This window comes from Streptacidiphilus fuscans (assembly GCF_015690355.1).
Classification (GTDB): Bacteria; Actinomycetota; Actinomycetes; order Streptomycetales; family Streptomycetaceae; genus Streptacidiphilus; species Streptacidiphilus fuscans.
The window spans coordinates 624073-644810 of the sequence record NZ_JADPRT010000002.1 but is presented as its reverse complement, the minus strand read 5'-3'; the positions used below and the strand labels follow the sequence as shown (position 1 = coordinate 644810).

Here is a 20738-nt window from a genome sequence, read left to right as displayed (position 1 = left end):
ACCACTTGAGGGAAGGGTTGAGTCATGTCAATAACCGCGAGCGAAGCCCGCAAGGCTCTCTTTCCGCTGATCAAGACGGTTAACGAGAACCACGAGGCCATTGAGATCGTTTCCAAGCACGGCAATGCTGTGCTCGTCTCGGCCGAGGACTATGCGGCGCTGCGTGAGGGTTCCTACCTTCTCCGCTCTCCGGCGAACGCGCGGCGGCTGCTCAAGGCGTACGAGAACGCGCTGAATCACATCAACGTGTCGGAGCGCGAGCTGATCGACCCGGATGCCCCGGACCTGGCGGCGGGTGCCGAGTGAGGCTCGTCTTCGAGGACCAGGGCTGGGAGGACTACACCTCCTGGCTCAAGAACGACCGCAAGATGCTCGCCCGGATCAACAGGCTTATCGAGGACGTCAAGCTCGACCCCTTCACGGGGGTCGGCAAGCCCGAGCCGCTGAAGTATCACTTGCCCGGGGCCTGGTCGCGACGGATCGACGACGAGCACCGGCTCGTCTATCTGGTCACGGACAGGGAGATCGTCATCCTTGCTGCCCGCTACCACTACTGATCGCCGAAGCGTCCCGGGTGGGGGAGGGCAGCGTCGCGGTCCGTGGGCCGGGTGGGGTTGTCAGGGCGTCGGTGTGGCCGGTGCGGAGGGCGCGGCGGGCGTAGTAGGCGAAGTTGGCCTGGCCGCGTTTGGGGGTGGAGGTCCAGTCGTGTGCCTCGGTTGCCAGGAGGTCGGGGATCTCCTGGATCTTCCCGGCGCCGGCGGCCAGCAGTTGCAGCCTGGCGGCCCGTTCGAAGAGGAGGGCCAGGGTGCACGCCTCCTCGACGGTTCCGGCGGCGACCAGTTGGCCGTGGTGGGCGAGCAGGAGTGCTCGCTTGTCGCCGAGCGCGGCCGTGATGATCTCGCCCTCCTCGTTGCCGACCGGGATGCCCGGCCACTTCTCCAGGAACGCGCAGTCGTCGTACAGCGGGCAGGCGTCCATGTGCGAGACGACCAGCGGGGTTTCGAGCATGGAGAGTGCGGAGACGTGCAGCGGGTGGGTGTGGATGACGCAGTTGACGTCGGGGCGGGCGCGGTAGATCCAACTGTGGAACCGGTTGGCCGGGTTGGCCATCCCGTCGCCCTCAAGGACTTCGAGGTTCTCGTCCACCAGCAGCAGGTTGGACTCGGTGATCTCGTCGAAGCCGAGCCCCAGCCGCTGGGTGTAGTAGGTGCCGGGGCGCTCGGCTCGGGCTGTGATCTGGCCGGCGAGACCGGAGTCGTGTCCGGCGTCGAACAGGATCCGGCAGGTCAGGGCGAGCTTCTGACGCACCGTCCAGTCGTTGTCGGGGATCGCGCTCTGCATGCGGCGGTGGGCCAGGTCCACCAGCTCGGACTTGCTGGCCTCGAACGTGCCGGTCATGGCCGTGACTCCCCTTCGCTCACTCTCGCTCACTTTCGCTCATGCGTGACGACCCTCCGTGGTCCCCGCCGACGACCGGCGGGGACCACGGAAGCGTCAGGTGTCTCAGTCGAGCCCCTCGACGACCCGGACATCGCGCTCCGCGCCGCCGTCCAGGACCGCGACGGCCCGCTGGTACTCATCGCTGCCGTAGGCCGCGACCGCAGCGTCGTAGCTGGCGAACTCGACCAGGACCGTGCGCTCGGCCAGCCCCGACTCGAAGGCGGTGACCCGGCCGCCGCGGGCCAGGATCCGGCCGCCGGCCGCCTCCAGTGCCGGCTTCGCCAGCTTTCCGTACGCGGCGAGCTTCTCGGGGTCGCGCACCGAACGGTAGGTGCCGACCAGATATCCCTTGGCCATACTGATTGCTCCTCAATCTCTCTGTCCCACAGGCGGTTTCACCAGGGGGACGTTCCGCGTCGAACGCTGCGGGTCAGGACAGCGGCGCCAGATCTGCCAGATCCCGGAACCGCTCCCGCAACAGCTCTTTCTGCACCTTGCCGGTGGTGTTCTTCGGGAGCTCCCCGAAGAACACCCGCTTCGGCGCCTTGAAGTGGGCGAGTCGCCCGCGGACGTGCGTGATGATGTCCTCCGCCGTGGCGCTGGCGCCTTCGTGCAGGTGGACGCACGCCGCCGGGGTCTCCCCCCACCGCTCGTCCGGGATTGCGATCACGGCGGCCTCCCGCACGGCCGGGTGATCCATGATGACCTGCTCGACCTCGATGGAGGCGATGTTCTCCCCGCCCGAGATGATGACGTCCTTGCTCCGGTCCCGGATCTCCATGTGGCCGTCGGGATGCTTGACCCCGACGTCCCCGGTGCGCATCCAACCGTCGGGCGCGGCCTGGGCGGTGGCCTGCGGGTCCTTGAAGTAGCCGAGCATCACGGTGTTGCCGCGCACCGCGATCTCGCCGGTCGTGACGCCGTCCGCGGGGACGTCCCGACCGTCGGGCCCGATCACCCGGGGTGTGACCCCGGCGCGGGTGCCGACGCCCTGCCGGGCGGCCAGGCGGGTCTGGATCGGCGCGTCCAGGTCGTCCCATTCCGGGCGCCAGTCGCACAGCAGGGCCGGGCCGTAGGTCTCGGTCAGGCCGTAGAAGTGCGTCACGTCGAAGCCCAGGTCCTTCATCCGGCGCAGCAGCGCCGGTGCCGGCGGCGCCCCGCCGGTCGTGACCCGTACGGTGCGGCCGGTCACGCCGTCGCCGGCTTCGTCGGCGTAGGCCAGCATCGACAGCACGGTCGGGGCCGCGTTGAGGTGGGTCACCCCCTCCTGCCGGATCAGCTGCCACACGCTGGACGGGTCCACTCTGGGCAGGCACAGGTGCGTCGCCGCGGCGGCCGTGACCGCCCAGGGGAAGCACCAGCCGTTGCAGTGGAACATCGGCAGCGTCCAGAGATGCACCGACGCGGTGGACAGTCCGGTGTGGCCGACCATCGCCAGCGCCTGGAGCGCCGCACCACGGTGGTGGTACATCACGCCCTTCGGCCGGCCGGTCGTTCCTGAGGTGTAGTTGATGGACAGCAGCGCCAACTCGTCCGTCGGGGTGTGCGCGGCGGGTTCGGCCGACGCGAGCAGTGCCTCGTACTCGTCGCCGGCCCGGATGCACCGCGGAGCGCGCCGCAACCGGCGCAGCGCGCCCGCGACGACCTCGTCGAAGGCCGGGTCGTGGATGAGGACGGCGGCCTCGGAGTGCTCCAGGATGTACGCCACCTCCTCGGCGGCGAGCCGCGTGTTCAGTGCGACCAGCGGCGCGCCCGCCCAGGGCACGCCGAAGTGCGCCTCCAACGCCACGTGGGTGTTCGGCGCGAGCACGGCGACCGGCCGCCCGCCGGCGAGCGGCGCGAGGCCGCCCGCCAGCTTCCGGCACCGCTCGTGGAGCTCCGCGTACGTCCACCGCCTCGCGCCGTCGATCACGGCGACCCGTTCACCGTGCGCTGCGGCGGCCCGGTCCAGGTACGCGGTCGGGGTCAACGGCTCGAACCAGAGATCGGATCGGGATACAGCCATGGGTATCGGCCCTCTTGGTGGACAGGTGCCCGTGGTGGGCAGCGATCGGTCAGCGGAACGCGGCCAGCCCGGTCAGTGCCTTGCCGATGGACAGCACGTGCATCTCCTCGGTGCCCTCGTAGGTCAGCACCGTCTCCAGGTTCACCATGTGCCGGAACACCGGGTAGTCCTGGGTGATGCCGCTGCCGCCCAGGATGGTGCGGGCGGTGCGGGCGATGTCCAGTGCCGTACGGACGTTGGCGAGCTTGCCGACACTGATCTGGGTCGGCTGAAGTTCCCCGGCGTCCTTGAGCCGGCCCAGCCGCGCCGCGAGCAGGCCCGCCTGGGTCAGGGCCAGCGTCATCGCGGCCAGCTTCTGCTGCGTCAGCTGGAAACCCGCGATGGGGCGGCCGAACTGGGTCCGGTGATGGGCGTAGTCCAGCGCCGTCTCCAGACAGGAGCGCGCGGCACCGACGACGCCCCAGATGATGCCGTAGCGGGCCTCGCTCAGGCAGGACAGCGGGCCACCGAGCCCGGCGGCCTCGGGGAGCATCGCGTCAGCGGGGAGCCGCAGCGAGCCGAACACCAACTCGCCGGTTGCCGAGGCGCGCAGGGACAGCTTGCCGCGCACGTCCTGGACGTTGAAGCCCGGCGTGTCGGTGGGCACCACGAAGCCGCGGATCCCGCGCGCCCCCTGGCCCGCATCGGTCTGCGCCCAGATCACCGCCACGTCCGCCATCGGCCCGTTGGTGATCCACATCTTCGAGCCGTCGATCACCCAGTCGGTGCCGTGCCGACGTGCGGTGGTGCGCATCGCACTGGGATCGGAGCCGGCATCCGGCTCGGTGAGACCGAAGCAGCCGACGGCGTCGCCGGCCGCCATCAGCGGCAGCCACTGCTGCTTCTGCTCCTCCGAGCCCCAGCGGTGGATGGCGTACATGGCCAGCGAGCCCTGCGTGGAGACGAAGGACCGGATCCCCGAGTCGATCGCCTCCAGCTCGCGGCACGCCACGCCGTAGGAGGTGGCGGTGGTGCCGGCGCAGTCGTAGCCCTCCAGGTGCATCCCGAGCAGGCCCAACTCGCCCATGCGCTTGACCAGTTCGCGCGGCATCCCGCCGGCGTCGAACCACTCGGTGATGTACGGCGCCAGTTCGGTGCGGGCGAAGGACCGCACGGTGTCCCGGATGTCGCGGTCCGCCTCGGACAGTTCGTCGTCGACGGCGAGCAGGTCCACGGTGTCCGACGCCGCGTCACGTGTTTGCGTCATGCTTCTGCCTTCCGGATCTGGTGGGGGTGGTCAGTCGTACAGGCCGAAGTCGCGGACCGGTCCGCTGCCCGACGAGGCGCCGACGGGCACCGTGAACAGCTCGTCGATCGTCAGCTCGGGTCGGCTGCCGTCGACGTCGCGGGCCGGGCGGGTCCGCAGGCCGAGGATCGCGCGCGCGATCGCGTCGCTGTCCCCGAGCGTGATGGAGTTGACCTTGGGCCGGATGCCCGTCTCCGTCACCCAGTTGGCACCCTCGGTCGGCACCCCGAACAGGTACCGCCGCGAGTGGACGGTGCCGTTGGCGCGCACCAGCCGGTACGGCCGTTGGGTCACTGCCGCGCCCCCGGTGACGCAGGCGGGCTCGGCGGACGTCGAGGGCACCGAGAACCGGGTGGCCTCGCCGCGCTGGCGCAGGTGGCTCAGCAGGCGGTTCTTCGTCCTGGTCAGGTCCACCGGGGGCAGCATCGCGTCCACCAGGACCCGGGCGCGGTGCTCCTCGCCGGGGACGTCGGACGTGCCGACGAAGGTGCCCCGACCGAAGTCGCACTCGACCCTGAACCGGGGACCGGCGATCTGCACGATGCCCGCGTCGATCAGCGCGCCGAGCTCCTCGATGCGGCTCCACGGCGGGCCGATGGACAGGAACGCGTGCAGCGAGTTGAACTCGCCCTTCACGTGCCGCCGGTAGGACTCGGCCTCGATGCCGCCGTTGTTTATGGCGAAGCGGAGTTCGTTGCGGATGTCGCGCAGCACGTCGACCGCGGCCTTGAGCGGGCTGGTCGTGTTGCCCTGCTGGGCCTCGCGCACGTCGACCGTCAGGTAGTCCCGGATGAACCCCTGCCAGGCGGCCAGGTCCGCGGTGTCGGCCCCGGTGAAGGGGTGGGCCACCCGCTCCCAGTCCCAGCTGAGATCCTCGGGGACCTCGAACTTGTCCAGGACGATCCGCTCCAGCTCGCTGGACCAGGGCGCGGCGCTGTACAGCTGGCGGAACTCGTCGGCGACGGCCTCGCCGGAGCGTGCCGCGACCAGCCGGGTGTAGTAGGTGGTCTCGACCTCCTTGGCGATCAGCGGCCAGCAGTCCCGCTGGAAGTCCAGCTTGCCGTTGGCCCGTTGGAGCCGGAGCTCGTGGATCTTCCCCTCGGTCAGGAAGTTCGGCTCGACCCGGCCGTCGCCCTTCTCGTTGCTCGCCCTGCCGTGCAGCGGGACGCCGCGCCGTGAGCCGCACACCAGGAGCGGCTCGTTCCCGGAGGGCAGGTACCGCAGGGTGCCGGCGGCGTCCCGGACGAACTCTCCGCCTCGGCCGAGGGTGAACAGGGCCATGTAGTCGAAGAAGCAGAGCCCCATGCCGCGCAGCAGCACCGTCTCCCCGGGGGCCACGTGGTCCAGGTCGACGTCGGCCGGGTTCGCGGGCGGGTAGTAGCGGCCGCCCGAGGAGTCGGCCAGCCGGTGGAAGGACTTCTCCTCCGCCGACAGCTCGGCCTCGCCGTGCCCGGTCGCCATCATCAGCTCGTTGACGACGATCACGCTGCCGTCGTCCAGTCCGATCGCCTGGCTCCCGTTCTCGACGTCGCTGACGGACACCGCTTTGTGCCGGTGTTCGCGGATCGAGACGTTCGGCGGCAGGGTGCTGACGATGTACTCGTAGACCCACTCCAGGTAGTGCCCGTAGAAGCTCCGCCGGGTGTAGCTGTCCTCGCTCGTGGCGACCGCCTCGTCGAACACCTCCCGGGGATAGGTGTTCGGAATGGTTCCGGCAGCCAGCATCTGCGCCCAGGCGTAGAGGCTCGGGCCGTTCCGGAGCGGCCCGGAGATCTGCACGGTGTTGTCGGTGAACGCGGTGATCTGGGACGCGACGATGTTCATGATGAGGTGCGGCGACTGGTCGGTGCGCCACACCTCACCCGAGCCGAACTTCTTCGGCTCGATCATGTGGACGACGACGTGCGTGCTCGTGCAGTTCGCGGCGTTCGCGCTGATCCGTTCGAGAACGGACAGGCCGCGAGGCCCCACTCCGATGAGTGCGACGGACTTCATTCGCTTTCCCCCTGGCGAATAGTCGAAGACGAGTCAGATCTGATCCGGCGAATCATCCGGACGGTGTCGATGCCGGACGGAACGCCGGAGTAGACGGCGCAGTGCAGGGCGACCTCGACCAGTTCGTCGACGGTGCACCCGTTGCGCAGCGCGCCTCGGATGTGAAGTTCAAGTTCGTGGTTCCGGTTGGTCGCCGCCAGGATCCCGACCGTGATCAGGCTGCGGGTCCGGCGGTCCAGGTTCGGCCGCGACCACACGCCGGCCCACGGAAAGCGAACGACCAGGTCCTCCAGGGTCCGGCCGCCCTCCCATTGCGAGGAGGCTCCGTCGACGTAGTCGTCGCCGAGCACCTCACGGCGTATCCGATCCCCTGTGTCCCATTCGGATGAATCCACGATTTCCCCCATCGTTGATGTCCGGGCGTGAACCGGCGTGAGAGCAGCCGGTATCGCCGGAGCGCGAATTCGAGTCAGGTGACGTTCATGTGCGCGCGTTCATGTGCGTGTTTTGGCGCGCGAATCCCCCCGGAGTGCACCACGGCCCGATGTCGGCCCGGTCGGTTCAGCGTGTCCGTGCTGTGGAGCGCGTCACCGTCCGCTGTCGGCGTCCGCTGTCAACGGATTGCCGAGGACATTTCCTGCGGAATGGACGGACGCCCGGGGCGTCGGCGCGTTCTCCACCGGCGCCGGGGCGGATCGGGAATTTCCGAGGCAGAGCAGGACCGCGACCCCGGCGGCGCCTGCCACGACCACCGCGCCCACGAGCAGGGCCGACCCGTAGCCGTGGTCGAGCAACGGGGCCACCAGCAGCGGACCGACGATCTGTCCGAGGCTGTAGGCGACCGTGAGGACGGCGACCGACCCGCGCGCTCGCAGCTGCGCGCCGATCGGCAGGACGATCATTCCGATCGCCATGAACGTGCCGCCGAACAGCACCGCGGCCACAAGTGCCGCCGCACTGCTGGAAGACAGCGCCGGCAGTGCCACTCCCACCGCCTGGAGGGCGAGGGTGGCGGGCAGCAGGACCGCCCGCGGCCAGCGGCGGCTCAGCCCGGCCCAGAGTACGCAGCCGGGTATCGCCGCCAGCCCGACCAGCACCCAGGCGAGGTCGGCGAACCCCGGGGCGGTCTGTGTCACCGCCGCCACCAGAAAGGTGCCGGCGATGATGTAGCCCACCCCCTCCAGGAAGTAACTGACGATCAGAGCCAGGAACAACCGGGTGGTTCGGGGTCGTGGCGCCTCCGGCCGGGCGTTCGTCGCCGGCACCACCACCCCGGTGGGCAGCGACCACGCGCCGACCGCGAGCACCACGCTCAGCGTCGCGGCGCACCACCATGCCGCCTTCCAGTCATGGCCGAACGGCGCCGAGACGACCAGCAGTCCGGAGAGCGCGATGCCGACGCCCGCGCCCGCGAACGTCCATCCCTCTTTGGCCGCGCCGGGCGTCCGCAGCATCGCGTTGACCGCGATGACGAACACCACCGCACTGGCCGCCCCGGACAGCGCGCGCATCATGAACCACACCTCGAGCGTCGAGGTGAGCGTCATGCCGGCCGTGGTCACCACCAGGGCGACCAGGCAGGTGCGCAGCATCGCCCGGGTCCGGAAGGTCAGGGGAGCGAGCACGGTCAGCAGCGCGCCGACGAAGTAGCCGAGGTAGTTCGCGGTGGCCACCACCGCGCCGACCGGCGCGGAGAGCCCGGCCTGACTGTGCATCAGCGGCAGGATCGGGGTGTAGACGAATCGGCCCACCCCCAGGCACACCGCGAGCGCGGACGCGCCCCGCCCGACGCCGAGCGTGATCTTCAGTCTGGTCCCGCTGCACGTTGTCGCGTCCATGGACGTGCCCCCCTCTCAACGGCAAATCGAACGTAAGCCATCTACTCCAACTTTGAGAAATACCTTGTGTCGTCCGGCTATGCTCCACAGTTATGGATGTCGAGCTGCGTCACCTGCGCGCGTTCGTCGAGGTGGCCCGACAGCGGTCGTTCACCCACGCCGCCGAGGAACTGGCCATCACGCAGCCCGCGTTGACCCGCACCGTCAAGCAGTTGGAGACGACGCTGCAGGTCCGGCTGTTCAACCGGAGCTCCCGGCACGTGGAACTCACCAACGTGGGCAACTCCTTTCTCTCGCAGGTGGAACGGGTGCTCAACGAGCTGGACCGGGCGGTGAACGCGCTGAGCGAGCAGGTCAGCATCCGGCTGGGCTTCAGCTGGCTGATGCCGGACCCGTGGACGCAGCGCACCATCGGCGAGTTCGAACGGAGCTCGGGGAGCAAGGTGAACCTGGTGCGGATAGACGACCCGCTCCAGGCGCTGCAACGCCATGCGATCGACATCGCGTTGGTACGCGGCCGGGTGCGCCCGACCGGGTCGGTCAAGGTGGTGCACCTGTTCGACGAGCCCCGGGTGGCGATCGCCTGCGCCGTCGACTCCGAGGTGAGCCGGCTCGACCAGGTGCACTGGGCGGACGTGCCCCGGTGGCCACTTGTGGAGAACGTGGTCAGCGGCGCGACCGGCCACTGGTCGTGGGCAGCCGGAGAGGGGCCGCGGGAGGTGATCGAGACGACCAACTACGACGAGTGGGTCGAGTCGGTGGCCGCCAACCGCGGCATCGGCGTGGCGCCGGCCGTGGGGGTGCGCCGGATCAACCACCCCGGGGTGACCTTCGTCCCCCTGGTCGACGCGCCGCCGGTGCCGGTCGAACTCGCTTATCTGGCGCACGTGCAGGAGATCCTGCTGCGCCGTTTCATCGACGTGGCGGTCAACGCGGTCAACGCGGTCGACCGCTGACGGAACCTCGCCCACGTGGAACTATGCCTGCCGGATATCGGTGAGCCATAAAGGGCATTACACAAACACCGCACGGGAACTTAGCGTCTTTTCACGGAGCAGCCCGCTCTTCGTGGAAAGAGAGACCGTGATGACTGACGACCACGCGCCGGGCGGCGCTGTGGGAAGTACCGCGCTGGGCAAAGCGGTTGACCTGTCTGGGCCGACCGAGGCAGCGGAACAGCCGCAGAGCGCGGACGGAAGCGGCGGGCTGATACGGAAGCTACGCGTCTTCGCGGTGTACGTCGGTGCCGCGCTGGGGCCTCTGGGCGGTGGCGTGGTGGCACCGATGCTGCCGCAGATGTCCAAGTCCCTGAACGCGTCCATGAGTTCCACCACGCTCCTGGTGACCGCCTACTTCGTGCCGTTCGCCCTGGTGCAGCTGGTCTCCGGGACGGCGGGCGAGCGCTGGGGCCGCCGGCGCACCGTCCTCGGCGCCTACGTGGTCTACCTGGTCGCCTCGCTGCTCGGCGCACTCGCACCGAACATCGGGCTGCTGCTGGTGGTGCGGGCCGTGATGGGCACCGCCAACGCGTTCATCTCGCCGCTGCTGCTGTCCGGGCTGGCCGACATGGTTTCGCCACGCCGACTGAGCCGGTCCGTGGGACTGCTGGCCAGCTGCCAGGCCGCCGGTCAGTCGCTGTCGCCCCTGCTCGGCGGGGTGGCCGCGGCGGTGAACTGGCGCTGGGCGTTCGTCGGCGTCGCCGTCGCGGCCGGGGTGCTGGCGCTGGCGCCTCCGCCCGGCGGTGCACGTCCGGGAGCGCAGGCTCCGCGCCTGCGTCCCCTGGTGAACGGGCGGATGGGACTGCTGGCGGTGGCCGCCTTCGTCAGCTACTTCGGCGCGGCCGGGCTCCCGTTCCTCGTCTCCCTGCACGCCGAGGAGCACCTCGGCGTCCGTCCCGACCTCACCGGCGTCGCGCTGTTGGGCTTCGGCCTGACCGGCCTGCTGCTGGGCACGAGCTGGGGTGCGCTCAGCGACCGCTTCGGTGGACGCGTCGTCGGCGGGATCGGCGCCGCGCTCGGGGCCGTGCTGGTCGCCCTGACCGGATCGACGCACAGCCTGCTGACGCTGGTCCTCTGCTGGACCGGCGCGGGCGTCTGCTACTCGATGCTCAACGTCGCCCTGCAGAACCTCACCGTCCGCGAGGTGCCCAGCAACCGGGGCGGCGCGCTCTCGGCGGTCTCCGCCTTCCGCTTCGGCGGCGCGGCGGTCGCCCCGATCGTTCTGCTGCCGCTGTACAACGCGATGCCCTCGGTGTCCTTCGTCGTCGGCGGCGGCTCACTGCTGCTCGCCACGGTCAGCCTCGCCGCGCTGCGGGCGCCGCGGACCGGTGTCCGGTCCTAGGGCCCGCCCCTGTGCAAGCCCAACTGATTTCCCCCTTACCGACCCAGACCGAAACGGGAGAAGCCATGACCCCCAACGCCGCCGCAGAGGCCGTCGAAATGCCTGACCTGAGCATCGAGGAGGCCAGCCGGTTCGTCGCCGCCGCCGGCCTGGTCCTCGACGAGGTCAGCGGAGCCCGGGTGCTCGGGCACATGGATCTCGGCGCGGACCACCACACCCCGTGGGGCATCGTGCACGGCGGGATCTACGCGACCGCGGTCGAGACGGCGGCCTCGGTCGGCGCCTCCGCGGCGGTGGCCGACCGCGGTCAGTACGCGGTGGGCGTGCACAACTCCACCGACTTCCTGCGCGCCAGCGTGGAGTGCCGGGCCACGGTCGTGGCCGAGCCGACTCATCAGGGGCGCAGCCAGCAGCTGTGGACGGTGACCGTGGCCGACCAGGACGGTCGTCAGCTCGCCCGTGGGCAGGTCCGGCTCCGCAACATCGAGTGCGACCGGTTCTCCCACTGAGCACGGCTCCCCGACACCTGGAAGGCAGCACCATGGAAGCGTTTCCCACCCTTGAGCTGGAGTCCGCCAGCCGGTTCGTCGCGGAGCTGGGGCTGACGTTCGACACGGTCAGCCCCGACCGTGTCACCGGCCACCTCGACATCGGCACCCAGCACCACGACGCGTGGAACGCCGTGCACAACGGCGTGTACTGCACCGTCGTCGAGCGGGCGGCCAGCGTCGGCGCCTCCCGGGCGGTCGCGCACCTCGGTCAGTTCGCCGTCGGCACCGGCAACGCCACGGACTCCTTCGTCCGCGACGTCACCGGCCCCGTCCGCGTCGATGCCCGGCCGGTATTCCAGGACGCGGATCAGCAGTTGTGGGAGGTGACCATCACATCCGCAGGCATGTCGGCCCTGCTCGCCCGCGGCCAACTGTGGCTGCAGAACGTCCCGCTGCGCCGGTGAGCCGGGCGCGGCGGACCGGCCGTCAGCTCCGCCCTTGGCGCATCGCGGCCAGGGTGCGGCGGAGTTCGCCGTAGCCGCGGGGAGTGTGCACGGACTCGCCGCGGGTGCGATCGCGTACCAGTTCCACCCGGTACGGCACGAGGCCGGTGAGCCGCAACAGCGCCGCGAAGGGGGTCAGCAGCAGCCGGACCAGCCACTCGACCAGCCAGATCGGGAGCAGCACGCCGAGCACCACCATGCCGGGCACGGCGAGGACCATCGAGATCGGATCGTCCATCGAGCCGTCGGGCATCATGTCGAAGGCCCATTCGGGCTTGATGCGTCGCTTTCCGGCCAGGCGGTGCCGGCGTATCCGCCATCGGACGCCGTGTGTGTCGGTCCATCGCATGCTGTCCCCCGTGTCTTCCCTTGTTGATACGTCAGGTCCCCGTCCCTGGCGGTGAGATGGTACTCGTGGCGCTCGGGCCCGGACGAGCCGTCGTGTGCACCCCGCTCCTCGCCGAGACACGTCGCCCGCCCGTAGCGGTGTGTGTCCCGGGGAGGACCCCTGAGTGGTCGGCCGCCTATAGTGCGGCGGGCAGGTGCATGGCGAGGGGAAACGGGGACAGGCGTGAGCGGGGACTGGGGCGGGCAAGGCGGCTGGGGTGGCCAGCAGGGCGGGTGGGATCCGCGGAGTGCGGCGACGGCGGGTCGTCCCGCGCCGCAGCCGGACTGGGCCACGCTGGCCGATGAGCACGACCGGGCGGTACGGCGGAAGTCGACGCTGCGGATCGCGGCCGGTGCGGTGGGCGTACTCGTCGTCGTGGGCGGGGTCGGCGCCGGGCTGGTGCTGCAGGGGTCGGGAGGCAGCAAGGCCGTGGCCGACCCGCGGCCGTCCGTGACCAGCGGTTCGCCGTCGGCCGTCGCCTCGTCGACCGCGTCGGCCGCGCCGGTCTCGGCGTCGCCGTCCGCGCCCGGCAAGGTCTCGCCGACGGCCGGCCTCGCGCTCGGCCCGGCGGCCACGGTGGGCGTCCAGGCCGGACACACCGGTCCCGCAATGGCGTTGGCCGGCAAGGACACCAGCTACGCCCGCGCCCTGACGGCGACGGTCGACACGGCGTCGGACTTCACCGTCGCCTCGGTCGTCCGCGCCGACGGGCCCACGATGTCCGAGGCGGCCGTCTCGCAGGGCAGCGGGGCGTTCTACTCGTTCTTCCTGGGCCGCGAGAACGCCTCGGGCGCCGCGCACAACTGCTGGGTCTTCAAGGTGCAGACCGCGGCGGCTGCCGGGAAGACGGTCATGGCCCTCTCCAAGAGCCAGGTGGCGAGCGGCCGTTGGACCACCCTGGCCGGCGTCTTCGACGCCAAGGCGCACACCATCGCGCTCTACGTCGACGGCGTCCAGGCGGCCACGGCGCGCGTGCCCGGGATGATCGCCGCGCCCACACCGATGCAGATAGGCCGCGCCCGGTACGCGAACCAGTGGGCCGACGACTGGCAGGGCGCGCTGGCCGACGTCCAGGTCTGGCAGCAGGCGCTCTCCCCGGCCCAGATCGCCGCGCAGGCGCAGGCCGACGCGGCCGGTGGCCCGGCTCCGGTCCCCGCGACGGCGGGGTGGCTCACCGCCACCGCGTAGCGCGCGGGCGGGTGCGGGTGCGAGTGCACTCCGGCCGGGCTGCCGTCCTGCCTGCCCGACGCGTGGCTGGGGCTTGGCGTGGCCTGTCCGGCAGGAGTCGCCCGGGGATCGGTGGCCGAGAGTGGCGCGGCTTATAGTGCGGCAGTTCGGTGTGTGGTCGAGGGAACGGGGACGGGCGTGAGCGGCGGCTGGAACGGGCACGGAGGCTGGGGGCCGCCGAGCACCGGGGGAGGGCCGGGAACGCCGGGCGGGCAGCCGGACTGGGCGGCCATGGCCGTCACCCACGAGCGCGAAGCGCGCCGCAAGCGGATGCTGCGGGTCGGGGCCGGCGTCATCGGCGGACTCGTGGTCGTCGCGGGCGTGGCCGTCGGGGTGGTCCTGGAGAGCAGCGGGAACGGCAACGCCACGGCAGCTGCGACGACCTCCGCCACGAGCACGGCGTCGAGCACCGCCGCGTCGGTGGCGGCGTCGCCGTCCCCCTCCACTCCCAGCTACGCCGCCGCGACCACGGGTCTGGTGCTCGGTCCGTCGGCGCACGTGAACGTGGAGCCCGGACACGCGGGCCCCGCCTTGGTGCTGACCGGCCACTCCGACAGCTTTGCCGAGGCCACGAAGGCGACGCTCGACACGACCCACAGTTTCACCGTCTCCGCCGTGGTCCGGAACGACGCCGCGGCGCATCCGAAGGCGGTCGTCTCGCAGGGGAGCGGGGTGTTCTTCTCCTACTACCTCGGCCGGGACGACTCCGCCCCGAACGCCCACGACCGCTGGGTGTTCAAGGTGCAGACCGCCGCCGCGCCCGGAAAGAGCGTCATGGCGCTGTCCACGAGCCAGGCCGTCACCGGCGTCTGGACCACGCTGACCGGCGTCTACAACGCCAAGGCGCACACCATTGCCCTCTATGTCGACGGTGTCCAGGTGGCGACGGAGCATGCGCCGGGCATGCTCGCGTCCCACACCCCTGTCGAGATAGGCCGGGCCCGCTACGAGTCGCACTGGGCCGATGCCTGGCAGGGCGCGATAGCCGACGTCCGGATCTGGCAGCGCCCGTTCACCGCGGCCCAGGTCGCCGCCCAGGCGCAGGCCGACGCGGCCGGAACCCCGGCCCCGCTCCCGGCGACGGCCGGGTGGCTCACCACCGCCTGACGCTGACTCTGTGATGGCGCTCGGCTTGCGCACCGACGACCGGTCGCTACGCTGCCGCCATGCGGATCTCCGTCTCCTCGGACATGGACGAAGGCATCGCCCGGCAGTTGGTGAGCGAGCTGAGCCGGCGCGGGCACGTGGTGACGCCCCACGGCGCGCTGCAGCCGGACGAGAAGGACGACTGGGCGTACTGCACCGAGGTCGCCGCGCTCGACGTCGTCGAGGGCCGCGCGGACCAGGCCGTCGTCTGCTGCTGGACCGGCACCGGCGCGTCCATCGCCGCCAACAAGGTGCCCGGCGTCCGGGCCGCGCTGTGCACGGACGCCTACACGGCGGGCGGCGCGCGGCGCTGGAACGACGCCAACGTGCTGGCGCTGAGCCTCCGGCTGACCTCGCCCGCCGTGCTGGCGGAGATCCTCGACGCGTGGTTCGACGGGACGCCGAGCGAGGAGCCCGACGATCAGGAGAACATCCGCCACCTCGGCCGGATCGGTCAGGGCGGTCAGGGCGGCCAGGGGCCGCAGGCGTAGCCGTGAGACGGCGACGCCGAGGGGTGCCCAGCGCCCTGACTCCTGGGCTACAGTCGTGATCTGATGCCTGATCAGCAGCGTTGCGTGCGACGGCCGTCGGGGGAGAAGTCCGCGCAGGGGGGATCGTGATGCGTCGTGGACCTGGCCTCGGCACTGCACGACGCCCGGCGCGGTGACGAGCAGGCGTTCCGCGTCCTCTATCGCGCTGTGCACCCGCCGCTGCTCCGCTACCTGCGGGTCCTGGTCGGTGAGGACGCCGAGGACGTCGCGTCCGAGACGTGGTTGCAGATCGTGCGGGACCTGTCGCGCTTCCGGGGCGACGCGGAGCGGTTACAGGCCTGGTGCCTGACCGTCGCCCGGCATCGCGCGCTGGACCACCTCCGCACCGGCCGTCGGAGGCCGCTGACCGTGGCCGGGCCCGAGGCGCTGCTCCAGCGGCCCGCTCCGGACGACACCGCGGGATCCGCGCTGGACGCGCTGGCCACGACGAGCGCGCTGGAGCTGATCGCGCGTCTCCCGGCGGACCAGGCGGAGGCCGTCTACCTGCGGGTGGTCCTCGGCCTCGACGCCCGGCACGCGGCGCAGGTCCTGGGCAAGCGGCCGGGCGCGGTGCGGACCGCGGCGCACCGCGGGCTGCGCCGGCTCGCCGCGCTGCTCGATCCCGAGCCGGGTGCGTCGGAGCCCGGGGCTTCGGAGCTCGGCGTGCCGGAGCTCGGAGTGTCGACGACGGTGGTGCCCGCGCCCGTGCAACGCACCTTGTCAGCGGTGCTGAGTAACGCTTTTCGGGCCGGTGGCGCTGAAAGAGAGTGACATGGACGACGACAGCACGCTGGCCCGACTGCTCGCCGCAGCGGCCGCACCGGCGCACCCGGACGAACTCGACGGCGAGGAGGCGGCTCTCGCCGCCTTCCGGCAGCAGTTGGCGGTCCGGAGCCCAGCCGGTCCGTGGCGGTCTTCGCCGGAGCGCGCGAGCGGGCGAGGGGCGTGGCGATGGTCGCGCGTGATCCCGGCCTCGGCGGCCGTCGCAGTGATCGCGACGGGCGTGGGGCTGCTCGGCACACAACTCTCGGGCGCCGCACGGCCGTCGCGGCACACGGGCGTCTCGGTGACGGTTCCCGCCTCAGTGCCCGCGTCGCTGCCCGCGGGCCGGTCGCCGTCAGCCCGGCACCCGAGCGCCGTCGCGCCGACGCCGACGCCGTCGGCCTCGCCCCGGCAGCGGCCTGCTGCGTCGAGCTCGGCGGTACGGAACACGACCCACGGCTCCGGCGCCAACTCCGGGAAGCACAACGGCTCTCAAGGGCACGGTGGCGGCAGCAAGAAGAGCGGCAAGACCGGCGGGAGCGGAAACGGTGGGAACGGAAACGGCGGGTACTGGAACGGCCAGAACAGCGGGAAGGGCAACCGGGGCCGGTAGGGCAGAGCGGAAGGGCGGCGCGCGATGGGGATATCTGAGCGGTCGAGGCGGGCGCGGGCCGAGTCGCGGTCTCCGTTCGCGGCGTTGGTCCCCGTCCCTGATCCGGTCGGCGGGACGCAGCAGCCGAGCGGGGCGACGCCGGCGGCCACAACCGCGCCGCTGGTCGGCCTGTTGATGCTCGTCCCGGCCGACCAGCTCCCGGCGGAGCTGCTGGACCGGTTGCGGTCAGGGGAGTTGATCGGTCTGACGGACCGGTCGGGCCTGCCCGCAGAGCTGCTGCGCTCCGCGATCTGGCCCTCGCTGGGCCCCACCCGGTACGCGACAGCGCACCCGCCGACAGCACACCCGTCCGCGACCTCGGCCGTCGTCGCGGCACGGCCGTCGTCACGGATCCGGCTCGACCCCGACCACCGCTCGGTCGTGCTCGACGGCCGGAGCCAGCCGTTGACCTTCCTCGAATTCGAGCTGCTGGCCCATCTCATGGCCCATCCCCACCAGGTCCAGAGCCGCGAGTCGCTGATCGAGACGGTGTGGGACTTCGAGCCGATCGGCTCCGGCCGCGCGGTCGACGTGCTGGTCGCGCGGCTGCGTCGGAAGCTCGGCCCGACCCACCGCGGCGTGATCGAGACGGTCCGCCGCTCGGGCTACCGCTTCGTCCCGTCCGAGGCGTAGCGGCGCGGCACGCAGGACCGGTCGGAGGTCGGTCGGCTGGCTAGACTTCGCTGCCATGACCCTTTCCGACCGGCCCGCACCCGGCCCGCAGGGCGCGGACGCTGCCGCGCTGCGGGTCGTCGTCGGCGCCGCGCTGCTGGACGGGCGCGGGCAGGTGCTCGCCGCGCGGCGCTCCGCGCCGGAGGCGTTGGCGGGGCGATGGGAGTTCCCCGGCGGGAAGGTGGAGCCGGGTGAGACGGTTCCCGCCGCGCTGGAGCGGGAGCTGCGCGAGGAGTTGGGCGTGGCGGCGCGGGCGCTCTCGCGGCTGCCCGGTGCCTGGGAGGTCCGGCCCGGCCTGGAACTGCACATCTGGTCCGCGCGGCTGCTCGACGGCGAGCCGGAGCCGCTGCAGGACCACGACGCCCTGCGCTGGTTGACGGCGGACGAGCTCGACACGGTCGACTGGCTCCCGCAGGACCGCTTCGCCCTGCCGCACGTCCGCCGCCTGCTCGCAGGCGACGTCGAGACTGACCGAACGCCCAGGTCACACCCCACTCCACAGCCCTGACCGAACCCGACCGAACCCCACCGCGAAGCCCATCACCCCATGATCGTTTTTCTTGCCCAAGTTGACCCGTACGGCGGGGTACGGCGAGGTTTGGCTGGGTATGTCAGTATCCGGCCGCCCTCCCGAGTAGGCGGCCGGGACGGGGAGTCGTGAGGCAAGCTGACGCGCGTGCGCGCCTGCGCCGCAGGCCGGTGACGGGCGGCGGAGGCCGACAGGTCGCGGGCGGGGGAGGCTCACGCGGCCAGGGGCCCGCACCGTTTCCCGCCCCGCTCGCGGTCCGCCCGGAGGCCGACGCCGCGCAGGAGCGCGCCCGCCGCGGCAGCCTGCTGGACGTGGTGCGGGTCGCCATCGCGCTGCTGGACGAGCAGGGCCGGGTGATGCTCTGGAGCCAGGCGGCCGAGGAGTTGGTCGGCTGGCCCAGCGACGCCCTGGTCGGGCGCGGCCTGGACCTCCTCTTCGACGACGACGCCGAGCTGACCAAGCACGTCCACGAGGCGATCGCGGACGTCCTGCGGGACGGCCGGTCCTGGGTCGGCACGGTCGTGCTGCGCCACCACGACGGGCACGGCGTCCGGCTGGAGTGCCGGCTCTCGCTGCTGGAGAACGGCGACGGCGTCCCCTACCTGCTCTGCCGTCTCGCGGACGCCGCCGCACTGGGCGACGTCGAGCAGGGGCTCGCGGTCCAGGACGCGCTCTTCGAGCAGTCCCCGCTGGGGCTGGCGATCTACGACAACGAGCTGCGCTACGTCCGGGTCAACGAGACCCTGGCCCGGATGAACGGCCTCCCGGTGTCGGCCCATCTCGGGCGGACCACAGGGGAGACGGTGCCGCAGCTGGCCGCCGACGAGGTGATGGCCATCCAGCGTCAGGTGCTGGCGACGGGGGAGCCGGTGATCGACCTGACCGTCACCAGCGCCGACCCGTCCGAGCCCGGCTACCGCTCGGCGTCCTACTCGCGGTTGCAGGACCGGGCCGGGAACGTCCTCGGGCTGACCGGCATGATCATGGACGTCACGGACCGGTACCGCGCCGTGGCCAGGGTCGAGCGCGCCCGCCAGCGACTGGCGCTGCTCAACGAGGTCGGCTCGCGGATCGGGGACCTGCTCGACGGCGAGCTGATCGCCCAGGAGTTGGCCGACGCGCTGGTGCCGCGCCTGGCCGACCACGCCGGGGTGGCGCTGCTGGAGGCGGTCGTCGACGGCGCGGACCTGCCGCGTCACCCGCACACCCGGCTGGCCCGGCTGGTCATGTCGGGCACCGCTGCGGTCGACCCCGGTCCGGACGCGGACACCATGCAGACGCCGGGCGCGCAGATCACCATGACCGAGGGCTCGCTCTTCGCCCGGGTCCTGCAGAGCGGCCTGCCGGAACAGCTGGACGCCTCCGCGCAGTTGGACGACATGGCCGCGCAGGGCGATCCGCGGGTCAGGGCCGCCTACCGGCTCGGCGTGCACTCGCTGCTGGTGGTGCCGCTCAGGGCGCGCGGCATCGTGCTCGGACTGCTGGTCCTGGACCGGGCCGGGCGGCGCGAGGGCTTCGACCACGACGACGTCGTCTTCGCGTCCGAGCTGGCCGACCGTGCGGGGGCGTCGCTGGACAACGCCCGGCTCTACGCCCGCGAGCGCGCCGCCGCGCTGATGCTGCAACGCAGCCTGCTGCCGCAGTCGCTGGCCCAGCCGCCGGGCATGGAGGTCGGCTACCGCTACGTCCCGGGCAGCAGTGGCACGGAGGTGGGCGGCGACTGGTTCGACGTCATCCCGCTGCCGCAGGGGCGGACCGCGCTGGTGGTCGGGGACGTGATGGGCCACGGGCTGCGCGCCGCAGCAACCATGGGACGGCTGCGCACGGCGGTGCGCACCCTGGCCGGACTCGACCTGCCGCCGGACCGGTTGCTGCAGCACGTCCACGACCTGGCCGACGACCTCGCCCAGGGGCCGGAGGAGGCACTCATCGCCACCTGCGTCTACGCCGTCTACGACCCGGCGACCCGCGCCCTGCGCCTGGCCAAGGCCGGCCACACCGAGCCGCTGCTGATCACCCCGGCCGAGGCCGACGCGTCCGGGAGCGAGCTGAAGGGCCCGCTTGCGGGCGGGACGGCGCACGTGCTGGCGCTGCCGTCCGGCGCTCCGCTCGGCGTGGGCGGGGTGCCGTTCGAACTGACCGAACTGACCGTGCCGGAGGGAACGCTGCTCGCGCTCTACACCGACGGCCTGGTCGAGTCGCGCACGGAGGACATCGACGTGGGCACGCGCAGACTGAGCGCCGTCCTGGAGCTTCCGCACGCCTCCGTCGAGGACGCCTGCGAAGCGGTGGTAAGCACGCTCGACCAGGGGCAGGAACCGGACGACGTGGCGCTGCTGCTGGCGCGTCTCGGCGGCGTCCCCGGACCGGCCGCCGAGCGGCAGGTCGGGTGGACGCTGACCGCCGAGCCGTCCGCGCCCGCGCTGGCCCGCCGCCGGGTCCGCGCGACCCTGTGCGAGTGGGGCCTCGAACCGCTGCTGGACACGGCGGAACTGCTGGTCAGCGAGCTGGTGACGAACGCCGTCCGGTACGCGAGCGCCCCGATCGGCCTGCGGCTGCTGCTGGGCACGACGCTGGTGGTCGAGGTCGCGGACCCGCTGCCCGACCCGCCGCGCGAGCGCGAGGCGGCCGGCACCGACGAGGGCGGTCGCGGCCTGCAGCTGGTCCACCGGCTGGCCTACCGGTGGGGCACGCGGGCCGAGGGCGGCGGCAAGGTCGTCTGGTTCGAGCAGACCCTGCCGGACGGCCCGGGCCGCTGACGACCGCTGTCACCCCCGAACGTGGCACCCGATACACCCGCTAGTTGATCAACAACCCTCCCGTTGCTCACCGCCGAGGCGTAAGGTTCCGATTCCGGGCGGTCGTAGGAACCCCCGCGCAGCCAGTACGTGTGACGCATCGTCGCTCGAATTGATGTTGGGTGCGCACGGGGCGT

At 71.8% G+C, this 20738-nt stretch carries 22 protein-coding genes; 14 read left to right on the top strand and 8 right to left on the bottom strand.

The window, feature by feature from the left end; genetic code table 11:
• The first annotated feature begins 24 nt into the window (after positions 1–24).
• Both I2501_RS06560 and I2501_RS06555 read left to right on the top strand, forming a co-directional pair.
• Complete coding sequence (locus I2501_RS06560) at positions 25–306, top strand: type II toxin-antitoxin system Phd/YefM family antitoxin (RefSeq protein WP_196192849.1); 282 nt, start codon at positions 25–27, stop codon at positions 304–306.
• Positions 303–557: a Txe/YoeB family addiction module toxin gene (locus I2501_RS06555; protein WP_196192848.1), complete on the top strand. Its 255-nt coding sequence runs from the start codon at positions 303–305 to the stop codon at positions 555–557. The genes I2501_RS06560 and I2501_RS06555 overlap by 4 nt, the downstream gene beginning before the upstream one ends.
• Here the strand turns inward: I2501_RS06555 and I2501_RS06550 are convergent.
• The 7 genes from I2501_RS06550 to I2501_RS06520 all read right to left on the bottom strand — a co-directional run bounded on the left by I2501_RS06550 (position 529) and on the right by I2501_RS06520 (position 8563).
• Positions 529–1398, bottom strand: a complete 870-nt coding sequence (locus I2501_RS06550; protein WP_196192847.1) for an aldolase — start codon at positions 1396–1398, stop codon at positions 529–531. The genes I2501_RS06555 and I2501_RS06550 overlap by 29 nt on opposite strands.
• A 105-nt stretch (positions 1399–1503) precedes the next feature.
• Positions 1504–1797 (bottom strand): DUF1330 domain-containing protein, encoded by a 294-nt coding sequence (locus tag I2501_RS06545; RefSeq protein ID WP_196192846.1) that lies wholly within the window; start codon positions 1795–1797, stop codon positions 1504–1506.
• Positions 1798–1870: 73 nt separating this feature from the next.
• On the bottom strand, positions 1871–3445 hold the full coding sequence (locus I2501_RS06540; protein WP_196192845.1) for an AMP-binding protein: 1575 nt from the start codon (positions 3443–3445) through the stop codon (positions 1871–1873).
• Positions 3446–3494: 49 nt separating this feature from the next.
• Positions 3495–4691 carry an acyl-CoA dehydrogenase family protein gene (locus I2501_RS06535; protein ID WP_196192844.1) on the bottom strand — a complete coding sequence of 399 codons (1197 nt, stop codon included), beginning with the start codon at positions 4689–4691 and terminating at the stop codon, positions 3495–3497.
• 30 nt (positions 4692–4721) lie between these two features.
• Positions 4722–6725 (bottom strand): FAD/NAD(P)-binding protein, encoded by a 2004-nt coding sequence (locus I2501_RS06530; RefSeq protein WP_196192843.1) that lies wholly within the window; start codon positions 6723–6725, stop codon positions 4722–4724.
• Positions 6722–7075, bottom strand: coding sequence for a carboxymuconolactone decarboxylase family protein (locus I2501_RS06525; RefSeq protein WP_215909294.1), 354 nt, complete (start codon positions 7073–7075; stop codon positions 6722–6724). The genes I2501_RS06530 and I2501_RS06525 overlap by 4 nt, the downstream gene beginning before the upstream one ends.
• A 237-nt stretch (positions 7076–7312) precedes the next feature.
• On the bottom strand, positions 7313–8563 hold the full coding sequence (locus tag I2501_RS06520) for a YbfB/YjiJ family MFS transporter (RefSeq protein ID WP_196192841.1): 1251 nt from the start codon (positions 8561–8563) through the stop codon (positions 7313–7315).
• 92 nt (positions 8564–8655) lie between these two features.
• Between I2501_RS06520 and I2501_RS06515 the strand changes: the two genes are divergently transcribed.
• From I2501_RS06515 to I2501_RS06500, 4 genes are all read left to right on the top strand, one after another.
• Positions 8656–9519 carry a LysR family transcriptional regulator gene (locus I2501_RS06515; RefSeq protein WP_196192840.1) on the top strand — a complete coding sequence of 288 codons (864 nt, stop codon included), beginning with the start codon at positions 8656–8658 and terminating at the stop codon, positions 9517–9519.
• A 130-nt stretch (positions 9520–9649) separates the two neighbouring features.
• Positions 9650–10903: an MFS transporter gene (locus I2501_RS06510; RefSeq protein WP_196192839.1), complete on the top strand. Its 1254-nt coding sequence runs from the start codon at positions 9650–9652 to the stop codon at positions 10901–10903.
• 65 nt (positions 10904–10968) lie between these two features.
• The gene (locus tag I2501_RS06505) at positions 10969–11412 is read left to right on the top strand and encodes a PaaI family thioesterase (protein ID WP_215909293.1); all 444 of its coding nucleotides are present in this window, start codon (positions 10969–10971) and stop codon (positions 11410–11412) included.
• A gap of 32 nt (positions 11413–11444) precedes the next feature.
• Positions 11445–11858 (top strand): PaaI family thioesterase, encoded by a 414-nt coding sequence (locus I2501_RS06500; protein WP_196192838.1) that lies wholly within the window; start codon positions 11445–11447, stop codon positions 11856–11858.
• Between the two features lie 22 nt (positions 11859–11880).
• Here I2501_RS06500 and I2501_RS06495 read toward each other — a convergent pair whose 3' ends face one another.
• Positions 11881–12246 (bottom strand): hypothetical protein, encoded by a 366-nt coding sequence (locus I2501_RS06495; RefSeq protein WP_196192837.1) that lies wholly within the window; start codon positions 12244–12246, stop codon positions 11881–11883.
• A 222-nt stretch (positions 12247–12468) separates the two neighbouring features.
• Here I2501_RS06495 and I2501_RS40520 point away from each other — a divergent pair, with 222 nt between their 5' ends.
• From I2501_RS40520 to I2501_RS06455, 8 genes are all read left to right on the top strand, one after another.
• The gene (locus I2501_RS40520) at positions 12469–13473 is read left to right on the top strand and encodes a LamG domain-containing protein (protein ID WP_196192836.1); all 1005 of its coding nucleotides are present in this window, start codon (positions 12469–12471) and stop codon (positions 13471–13473) included.
• A gap of 177 nt (positions 13474–13650) precedes the next feature.
• Entirely contained in the window at positions 13651–14619 is a 969-nt protein-coding gene (locus I2501_RS06485; RefSeq protein WP_196192835.1) for a LamG domain-containing protein, read from the top strand.
• 59 nt (positions 14620–14678) lie between these two features.
• Entirely contained in the window at positions 14679–15149 is a 471-nt protein-coding gene (locus I2501_RS06480) for an RpiB/LacA/LacB family sugar-phosphate isomerase (RefSeq protein WP_196192834.1), read from the top strand.
• Positions 15150–15284: 135 nt separating this feature from the next.
• Positions 15285–15959, top strand: a complete 675-nt coding sequence (locus I2501_RS06475; protein WP_196192833.1) for an RNA polymerase sigma factor — start codon at positions 15285–15287, stop codon at positions 15957–15959.
• Between the two features lies 1 nt (position 15960).
• Positions 15961–16563 (top strand): hypothetical protein, encoded by a 603-nt coding sequence (locus tag I2501_RS06470; protein WP_196192832.1) that lies wholly within the window; start codon positions 15961–15963, stop codon positions 16561–16563.
• An 84-nt stretch (positions 16564–16647) separates the two neighbouring features.
• Positions 16648–17235, top strand: coding sequence for a winged helix-turn-helix domain-containing protein (locus tag I2501_RS06465; RefSeq protein ID WP_236045895.1), 588 nt, complete (start codon positions 16648–16650; stop codon positions 17233–17235).
• A 55-nt stretch (positions 17236–17290) separates the two neighbouring features.
• Positions 17291–17782: a (deoxy)nucleoside triphosphate pyrophosphohydrolase gene (locus I2501_RS06460; RefSeq protein WP_196192831.1), complete on the top strand. Its 492-nt coding sequence runs from the start codon at positions 17291–17293 to the stop codon at positions 17780–17782.
• A gap of 149 nt (positions 17783–17931) precedes the next feature.
• Positions 17932–20562 (top strand): SpoIIE family protein phosphatase, encoded by a 2631-nt coding sequence (locus I2501_RS06455; RefSeq protein ID WP_328806238.1) that lies wholly within the window; start codon positions 17932–17934, stop codon positions 20560–20562.
• The last annotated feature ends 176 nt before the right edge of the window (positions 20563–20738 follow it).

Coding starts and splice junctions, on each gene's coding strand:
- I2501_RS06510 (WP_196192839.1), top strand. CDS start 9,650: ATGACTGACGACCACGCGCCGGGCGGCGCTGTGGGAAGTACCGCGCTG.
- I2501_RS06515 (WP_196192840.1), top strand. CDS start 8,656: ATGGATGTCGAGCTGCGTCACCTGCGCGCGTTCGTCGAGGTGGCCCGA.
- I2501_RS06545 (WP_196192846.1), bottom strand. CDS start 1,797: ATGGCCAAGGGATATCTGGTCGGCACCTACCGTTCGGTGCGCGACCCC.
- I2501_RS06550 (WP_196192847.1), bottom strand. CDS start 1,398: ATGACCGGCACGTTCGAGGCCAGCAAGTCCGAGCTGGTGGACCTGGCC.
- I2501_RS06480 (WP_196192834.1), top strand. CDS start 14,679: ATGCGGATCTCCGTCTCCTCGGACATGGACGAAGGCATCGCCCGGCAG.
- I2501_RS06530 (WP_196192843.1), bottom strand. CDS start 6,725: ATGAAGTCCGTCGCACTCATCGGAGTGGGGCCTCGCGGCCTGTCCGTT.
- I2501_RS06470 (WP_196192832.1), top strand. CDS start 15,961: ATGGACGACGACAGCACGCTGGCCCGACTGCTCGCCGCAGCGGCCGCA.
- I2501_RS06540 (WP_196192845.1), bottom strand. CDS start 3,445: ATGGCTGTATCCCGATCCGATCTCTGGTTCGAGCCGTTGACCCCGACC.
- I2501_RS06460 (WP_196192831.1), top strand. CDS start 17,291: ATGACCCTTTCCGACCGGCCCGCACCCGGCCCGCAGGGCGCGGACGCT.
- I2501_RS06505 (WP_215909293.1), top strand. CDS start 10,969: ATGACCCCCAACGCCGCCGCAGAGGCCGTCGAAATGCCTGACCTGAGC.
- I2501_RS06495 (WP_196192837.1), bottom strand. CDS start 12,246: ATGCGATGGACCGACACACACGGCGTCCGATGGCGGATACGCCGGCAC.
- I2501_RS06535 (WP_196192844.1), bottom strand. CDS start 4,691: ATGACGCAAACACGTGACGCGGCGTCGGACACCGTGGACCTGCTCGCC.
- I2501_RS06500 (WP_196192838.1), top strand. CDS start 11,445: ATGGAAGCGTTTCCCACCCTTGAGCTGGAGTCCGCCAGCCGGTTCGTC.
- I2501_RS06560 (WP_196192849.1), top strand. CDS start 25: ATGTCAATAACCGCGAGCGAAGCCCGCAAGGCTCTCTTTCCGCTGATC.
- I2501_RS06520 (WP_196192841.1), bottom strand. CDS start 8,563: ATGGACGCGACAACGTGCAGCGGGACCAGACTGAAGATCACGCTCGGC.